Raw genomic sequence first — 7,605 nt, 5'->3', positions numbered from 1 at the left:
ACGGGCTGCTAAAGTTGAGGCGTAAAGCTCGCCGCTTAAATCATCTAAAGCATTTTGTATTTCTGTCGGATGAGATAGCTGCACAAAAGCAGTATGGAGGCTATGAGGTGGCGCTAAGTTGTGAGCTGGTGCTAAGCTTTCTAGCGCCTGGGCGACACTAGCTTGATTACGTGTTCTTGCAAAAGAAGCAAATAAAGTACCACTGCGAGTTATGTTTAAAATAACATCTTGAGGTGTATAACTTAATGTAAAATTTAAGAAAGGCAGAAAGTTTGGCAAAATAGGGTTACTATAGGTACCGCTTAACCCTTGGTTAGCATGTAAAATAGTGTAATTCCCAATGATTGGGTTGAGAGGGAAGAGTTGTACCGCTGAGTTAGGATTTAATGTTGCAGTGCCAGCGATAGAAATCAAATCTGCTTGATTAGTATTAACATTGACTGCATAAATAGAGCCTCCCAACTGCGTATAATCACCATTAACCGTTAATGTTGTAGCAATCGAGTCAGTAGGATGACCCGGCGCAATTTTTCCCGCTACGGTGGTTGCTCCGACTGTACCTGTACCACCTAAATAGGTATCACCAAAAGCGCTAAAAGAGGTTCCTACATATACAGGACTTTGTAAATTACCATCTACAATTAACCCGCCCGATGCTACTAGGGTCTGTCCTGTATAGCTATGATTCCCCGTTAATGTTAATGTGCCCGCTCCGACTTTTGCCAGTCCACCAGTACCAGAGAAAACAGCGTTACTCGTCCCGATATCAAAGCCATTAGAATTGATAGTAAGGCTATTAACTAGAAAATTATCAGTATTTTGTAGATTAAGTTCGCCTGGGTTAAAGTTAATGATGAAATTAGGCGTACTTGCACTAGCTACCAGTGTACCACCATTAAAATTAGCCAGCTTATTTCCTAGACCTCCCACAAGCTGTCCTGTAATCAGTGTACCATTTTGAAATAGTTCGCCATTTAAGTTTAAAGCCCCTATGCTTCCAGTATTTAATCCAATATAGGTTGTAGACGTATTAACCGTGCCACCCGGATTAATAGTTAAAGTGCCATTGCCTGAGTAACCTATGAATAAAGTATTACTTATACCCCAACCGCCCGTGTTTTCCACATTCACAACGCCAGTGCCGCCACTGTTAGCACCAATGACGCCATCTACGCTATATACAAGACCACCATTACTAATATTAAGTGTACCATTACCGAAACTACCTACAGCAATATAGGTCTGACTAGTTAAAGTAGAAGCTCCAAAAGGGGTAGCTCCACTGACATTAACACTTCCAACACTACTCTGATTATTGCCTATAATTGCATCAGAAACGGTGACTGAACCGCCATCTAGAATACTAAGATTGCCATTACCTCTATTACCTACTCGGATATAGGACGTGTTATTCCACTGAGAGTTGGCACCTGATACGGTAACGGTCCCGGCGCTACCAACTTCTTCAGCAATAAATGCTCTATTATCTTGCACAACAGCACCATTTATAATGGTGAGGGCACCATTACCACTATTTCCTATATAGATTTGATTGGCAGATAACTTAGAGCCTGCATCTGTAACTACAACAATACCAGAACCTGTAAAACCTGGGCTGCTATTAGCGCCACCTATATTAACTACATCAGCCGTTACCAATCCGCCATTTGAAATCTCCATGATTCCAATAAATGATTGCCCTATTGCTATAACATTAGAATTCAATACGCCATTATCTCTAACAAGGAGACTGGGAATACCAGTTAAAAAAGAGCCAGGGCCATCTACAGTTACTGAATTGACAGTTGCTATACCTCCTCCAGCTATAACTGGATTAAATTCAGTAGCAATTGAAATAAATACATCATCAGCTGGTCCAGGTAAAGTGTTAGGGATCCAATTGTTAGGATTAAACCAATTAGAATCACTTGCACCTGGGCTCCAGTTAAAAGAAGCAAAGAAATTAGACTGAAAATTATTAGATTCAATCTTTGCTTGGTTATATAAACTCATAGAAGAAATAGAAGGTAATAAATTTGGAGATAACAACTCATCTGGCAAAGCTTGTAAATTGGAAGCAGCATAAGTAATCGTAGAAAAACTTAGTAACAATGGCGTAATGGCAGAAACATTCCATATACTTTTTTTAAGTAACATTTTAAATCCTTTTAAGAAAGTGTATTAAGTCCAATAGCTGTAGGCTAGAAGTTAGAAATAACATAGATAAGTTAGGTATACAATGCTGTTTGTCAGATAAGAGCGATTTAGAAAATTTTCGTAGAAATAGGGCCGATTTTGCAATCATATTAATTATATTTTTAACAAAAGCCCAAGCTACTCACTATAAATTTTTTTCCGGGAAGAAATAGGGGATAACCCCGCATGCCTATTTTGAATAGATGCTAAGCGGGCAAGTAACTTTGTTTTATTTATAGCGATGTTATAGATTTCTTTAATAGTATTATCCTTCATTTTATTAAAAGTTAAGCGAATTTGTTCTAACTTATTTTTATCAGGAATTTCAGACTTAAATTGGGATATTAGCTTGCGCATTGAATTGAAATCATAATGATTGAAAATATAAAATAGATTATTTTCATAGACATATTTAGGAAAAACAATGTTTTTGGCAATATCATTAAGATAAACTTGAGCTATGGAGTTAGTCGAATCAGCTTTCATAAAATTGATTTGATTTAGAATAAAAAATTCTTGTGATATTCCAGTGATTGCTCGATCGGTTATAGAGCAATTTATGACTGGTAAACCTAATCCTACATTATTTAAGAAAAGTAAATCGAAAACATTGCAAATATAGCTTTCAAACTCATTATCTTTATGCTGCCTAAGTGCATTCCAAATAAAATTAAAATCGAGACCTCTGCCACTTTTTCCATGGTTTTTATGATAATACCAAATGACATAATAATACCCATCCCATGGTGAAGATAAATAGCGGTCAATGAGCATTTTCTGTAAGTCACAAATCTGATTAATCAAGGTGGGAGTAAGGACCTCAGGCACTCGGGGTTTTAAGCAAACTCGCATGCCATTTCTTTGATTATCTTCCACGACGAGCAATTCTAAATTTTTCACCTTAACTCCAAATTAACGTAATTAATAGCTAAAACTCAAAGATAATAGTCCCCCAGGTGTAGCCAGCGCCAAATGCGACTAATAAAACGATATCGCCTGCTTTTACAGCGCCCTGATTAAATAAGTCCTCAAAAGCTAAGGGAATAGAAGCAGCTGAGGTATTCCCATGCTTATCAAGTGTTACATGAATTCTATTTAACGGAATTTCCAAGCTTGCTGCAACTGAATTAATGATACGAATGTTTGCTTGGTGAGGAATAATATGATGAATATCTGTAATAGTTAGCTGCGTACTTTTTAAAGCATTTGATATACATTCTGTAAAGCGTTTAACCGCACTCTTAAAGACTTCCTTTCCATTCATTACTACGTAAGGAGACGATTTTGATATTAAAGCATTCCCTTTTGCAACTCCCCAAGGAATTTCAAGAGCATTTTTTCCTAAACCATCAGCACCAATATCACAGTAAAAAATGCCTTTTTTTTCCTGATTAAGATTACTTAATAAAAAGGCACCAAAACCATCACCAAAGAGGACCCTTGTCGACCGATCTTCGGGATTTGTTACTTGAGTGAAGGCATCACTGCCTATAACTAAAGCATAACGAACATTTCGATTGGATTGCATTAAATAATAGGCATTTGCCAATGCATAAACGAATCCGCTACAAGCTGCTTGCATGTCAAAAGCGATACAGTGTTGAATACCTAGTAGTTGCTGAAGCATCACTGCTGTGCTAGGCATTATTTGATAAGGTGTTGAAGTCCCTATAATGATTAAATCAATCTCTTGCGGATTAATATTAGTTCGTTTGATTGCTATAGAGGCGGCTTTATAACAACATTGTAAATAATCATCTTTTTCGTCTAAAAAGTGGCGGGTTTTTATTCCCGTCATCCGCTCAATCCATTCATCACTGGTATCTAAGGTTTGTTCAAAGTCCTTGTTATTAACTATATTTTTAGGGAGAAAGCCTCCCGATGCCAAAACTTGGATGCCCATTTGAACCTCTTTGAAATAAACATGATAAATACAAAAGCTAGAGAGTAGTAGTCAATAACAGGTATTTTAGTTTAATATTTATACAATTTCTATAAAAATTAGAAAATAAAAAACCTACACAATTTGTTCATTTTTTTAACTATTGGTCTAGTATTAAAGTTAAATGCATTTTTGCTTTATGAATTTTTCTTTAATCTAGAGGTTCAACCATGCCGTTAAAAACTATCTCTGATATCTTCGAAAATAGCGATCGTTTACAACTAGGTACCGTCAGAACAAAGTGTCAAATGAATAAAATTACATCTGTTAATGAAATTGCAAAAGCTTATGAATATGTAAAACATAAACTCTTACAGGCAAAAGAGTGGGGATATGAAAATTTTACCGATATGGGTAGTAATGCTTCCGGCTTAATTCGCAGTGATGCTAGCCCGGATATTGAAAAAGAATGCATAATTTGGTCAATTAACCATTATTTTGGATTAAATCGCCACCCAGAAGTCATCCAAAGTGCCATGAAAGCCTTACAGGAGTATGGTACAGGTTCTGGCACATCGGCAATGAGTGGCGGACATAGTAGCCTTCATAAGCAGCTTGAGAAGCGTTTAGCTGAAGTAATGAAAAAAGAAGCAGCTATCTTATTTTCTACAGGGTTTACGGCTAATTTCGGTGCTCTATCTGCATTAGGAAAAAGTGGAAAAGCCCTTTTTTTGCTCGATCAGGAGTGCCATGCCAGTATTTTTGATGGTGTAAAAGTAACTGGATGCAATTATTTACTTTTTAAACATAATGATATCAATGAGCTAGAGCGTTTTTTAACAAAAAATGCGGGTGAATACGACAATATCTTTGTGCTCGTTGAATCAGTTTATTCCATGTCAGGAGAAGAAGCGCCATTAAAAGAAATTATTGAGATGAAAAAGAAATACCCATTTTATTTATTTGTAGATGAAGCTCATGGTTTTGGTTTATATGATGTAGGTGGATTATGCAGTCAATTAGGTCTAAGCAAGGAAGTTGATTTTATTGTCACCACTTTATCAAAAAGTGTTGCCTCGGTGGGCGGCGTCGTTGCTTGCAATCAGCAATTTAAAACTTTTTTTCAGGTTGAAGCTACCGCTTATATGTTTCAGGCCGCGATGACACCTGCAGATGTTTCAACAGCGCTTACTGCTTTAAATATTATTGAGCGGGAGCCAAAGCTACAACAAGAAATATGGGAAAAAACAGCCTATTTTCGCCAAGGATTGATTAGCAAAGGTTTTGATACTGGGAAAGGAACAAGCCCCATTATCAGTATGTATATACGCAATATTGATCTACTTTATCAATTTTCAAAGTTATTGTTTGAACAAGGTATTTTTGTAACGCCAATAACTTACCCCGCTGTAAGCCCCTCTGAAGTGCGGTTTCGTTTCATTGTTAATAATGGACATACCTATGAACAAATTGATTATACGTTAAATGTTTTAACAATAATTGGCAAAGAGCTTGGTGTAATTTAAGAGAAGAGGATGTATTATGCAGAGTTTGGTAGATATTATTGAAGAAAATTTACAAAAAAATCTTTATGGCAATGTTTACTATTTAAAAGATGGTGAATTCGAAGAAGTAACTGCTTACACAAAAATTATTGAAGATGCTAAGCATTTAGCTACCTATTTTAAGAACCATTTTAAGCCCCAATCGCGAATTATATTACTTTATCCTCAAGGAACGGCCTTTATTTCAGCACTGTTAGCTTGCTTTTATGCCAGAATGGTAGGAGTTCCTACTTATCCTTTTCAAAATGCAAAACATGCTTATAGGTTAAAGCGAATTATAAGTTCTTGTGCGCCTACTCTTATCTTAGGTACTCATAAAACAATCAATGACATAAAAAATCTTTCAGAATTTAAAGGGTATGAATTTAAATCCTCAGATACCATTTTAAACGAGGAAATAAGCAATGGTGACTTTATTATCAAAACTAATTTGCTTGAAGATGATTTAGCTTTTCTACAATATACTTCGGGGTCCACAGGGTATCCGAAAGGTGTTATGGTTAGCCATAAAAATTTAATGCATAACCTTTTTTCTTTAAAGGATAGTTTGCAATTTAGTAAAGAAAAGACCTCTGTAGTGTGGCTACCTTTTCAACATGATTTAGGTTTAATTGTTGGCGCTCTATCTTCACTTTATAATGCCAATAAATTAGTGATACTGCCTCCCGTATCCGTTATTCAAAGACCTTATGTTTGGTTAAAAGCACTTAGCGATTATCAGGCTTATTATACTGCTGGACCCAATTTTGCCTACCAGCTTTGTGTTGATAGAATACCTGACGAACTTTTAACAACATTAAATTTATCATCAGTTAAATACGCTACTGCAGCTGCCGAACCCAACCGATATACTACGGCAGCAGCATTTTGTAAGAAATTTGCCAGATCTGGCTTTAAAGAAAATGCCTATTGTGTTGGCTATGGTCTCGCAGAAGGTACCCTTCATGTTGCAACCAACTCAATCGGCAAGCTTTTCTCATATAAAGAAGTTTCTCGCAGTGAACTAGGTAAATCTGTTATAAAAGAGCCAGTAAATGATAAAGATCGACAAATATTAATGGGCGCTGGTGTGCCACATCCAGAACACCGTATTGTTATTGTTAATGCTGAGACACAAAAAAGATGTAAGCCTTATGAAATAGGGGAAATTTGGGAACAAAGTCAAAGTGTTGCTCAAGGTTATTGGGACAATGAAGAACTCACTCAATCAACCTTCAGGGCTAAACTACCAGGTGAGAAAGGTTATTTTCTTCGCACCGGGGATTTAGGCTTCATGGATGGCGATCAATTATTTATTACTGGACGTCTTAAGGATTTAATTGTTATTAATGGTCGTAAAATTTACCCTCAAGATATCGAGTTAGCAGTAGAAGAGTGTCATCCTGATATTAAAAATAATTGTGTAGCTGCTTTTAGTATTGATAGAGATAATAAGGAATGTATTGTCATTTGCGCCGAAGTTTCACGGGCTGCAATCGGAAAAGATAACACTGAGCTAGTATTTCAAATTAGACATGCAGTTGGCAAGAAATTTGAAGTAGATATTGCTGATATTAAATTGATACGCCCGGGCCATGCCTATCGTACTACCAGTGGAAAAATTAAACGTAGTAGTACTAAAGAGGCTTATTTAAATGAGCGTTTAGTTTGTGTACCAGTCTCTAAAGAAATAAAAATAAACAAGGAAGAAAAGAAAGTACAAGAGCAACATTTCGATGGTAAAGATCAATTAAGAAAAGTATTGTGTGATGTTTTAGGTATAAGTGATATTGAGGAAAATCAACATTTCATGGATTTAGGGGGAACGTCATTACATGCGAAAATGTTGCAGCAGCAACTTGAGGAATGTTTTGGAGAAAAATATCAAATTCCTGCGACTATTGCTTTTGATTACCCTACCCTATCTGAATTAAATAATTATTTTGGCCAACTAGAAAAACAAACTTAAGAGCTTAAGTAAGA

At 36.2% G+C, this 7,605-nt stretch carries 5 protein-coding genes; 2 read left to right on the top strand and 3 right to left on the bottom strand.

The window, feature by feature from the left end; translation table 11 throughout:
* The 3 genes from E1P04_RS01850 to E1P04_RS01840 form a co-directional block, all read right to left on the bottom strand.
* On the bottom strand, positions 1-2,157 hold a 2,157-nt coding region (locus E1P04_RS01850; protein WP_345788914.1), incomplete at its 3' end, for an autotransporter outer membrane beta-barrel domain-containing protein.
* A gap of 177 nt (positions 2,158-2,334) precedes the next feature.
* Positions 2,335-3,096 (bottom strand): hypothetical protein, encoded by a 762-nt coding sequence (locus E1P04_RS01845; protein ID WP_131781222.1) that lies wholly within the window; start codon positions 3,094-3,096, stop codon positions 2,335-2,337.
* Positions 3,097-3,124: 28 nt separating this feature from the next.
* Positions 3,125-4,099 carry a beta-ketoacyl-ACP synthase III gene (locus tag E1P04_RS01840; RefSeq protein WP_131781221.1) on the bottom strand — a complete coding sequence of 325 codons (975 nt, stop codon included), beginning with the start codon at positions 4,097-4,099 and terminating at the stop codon, positions 3,125-3,127.
* Between the two features lie 209 nt (positions 4,100-4,308).
* On the opposite strand from E1P04_RS01840, the gene E1P04_RS01835 reads away from it, so the two are divergent.
* Positions 4,309-5,604 carry an aminotransferase class I/II-fold pyridoxal phosphate-dependent enzyme gene (locus E1P04_RS01835; protein WP_131781220.1) on the top strand — a complete coding sequence of 432 codons (1,296 nt, stop codon included), beginning with the start codon at positions 4,309-4,311 and terminating at the stop codon, positions 5,602-5,604.
* A gap of 16 nt (positions 5,605-5,620) precedes the next feature.
* On the top strand, positions 5,621-7,591 hold the full coding sequence (locus E1P04_RS01830) for an AMP-binding protein (protein WP_131781219.1): 1,971 nt from the start codon (positions 5,621-5,623) through the stop codon (positions 7,589-7,591).
* Positions 7,592-7,605: the final 14 nt, after the last annotated feature.

Source organism: Legionella gresilensis (genome assembly GCF_900639865.1).
Taxonomy (GTDB): domain Bacteria; phylum Pseudomonadota; class Gammaproteobacteria; order Legionellales; family Legionellaceae; genus Legionella_C; species Legionella_C gresilensis.
The sequence above is the reverse complement of the archived record's forward strand: the minus strand, read 5'-3'. Positions and strand labels throughout refer to the sequence as shown.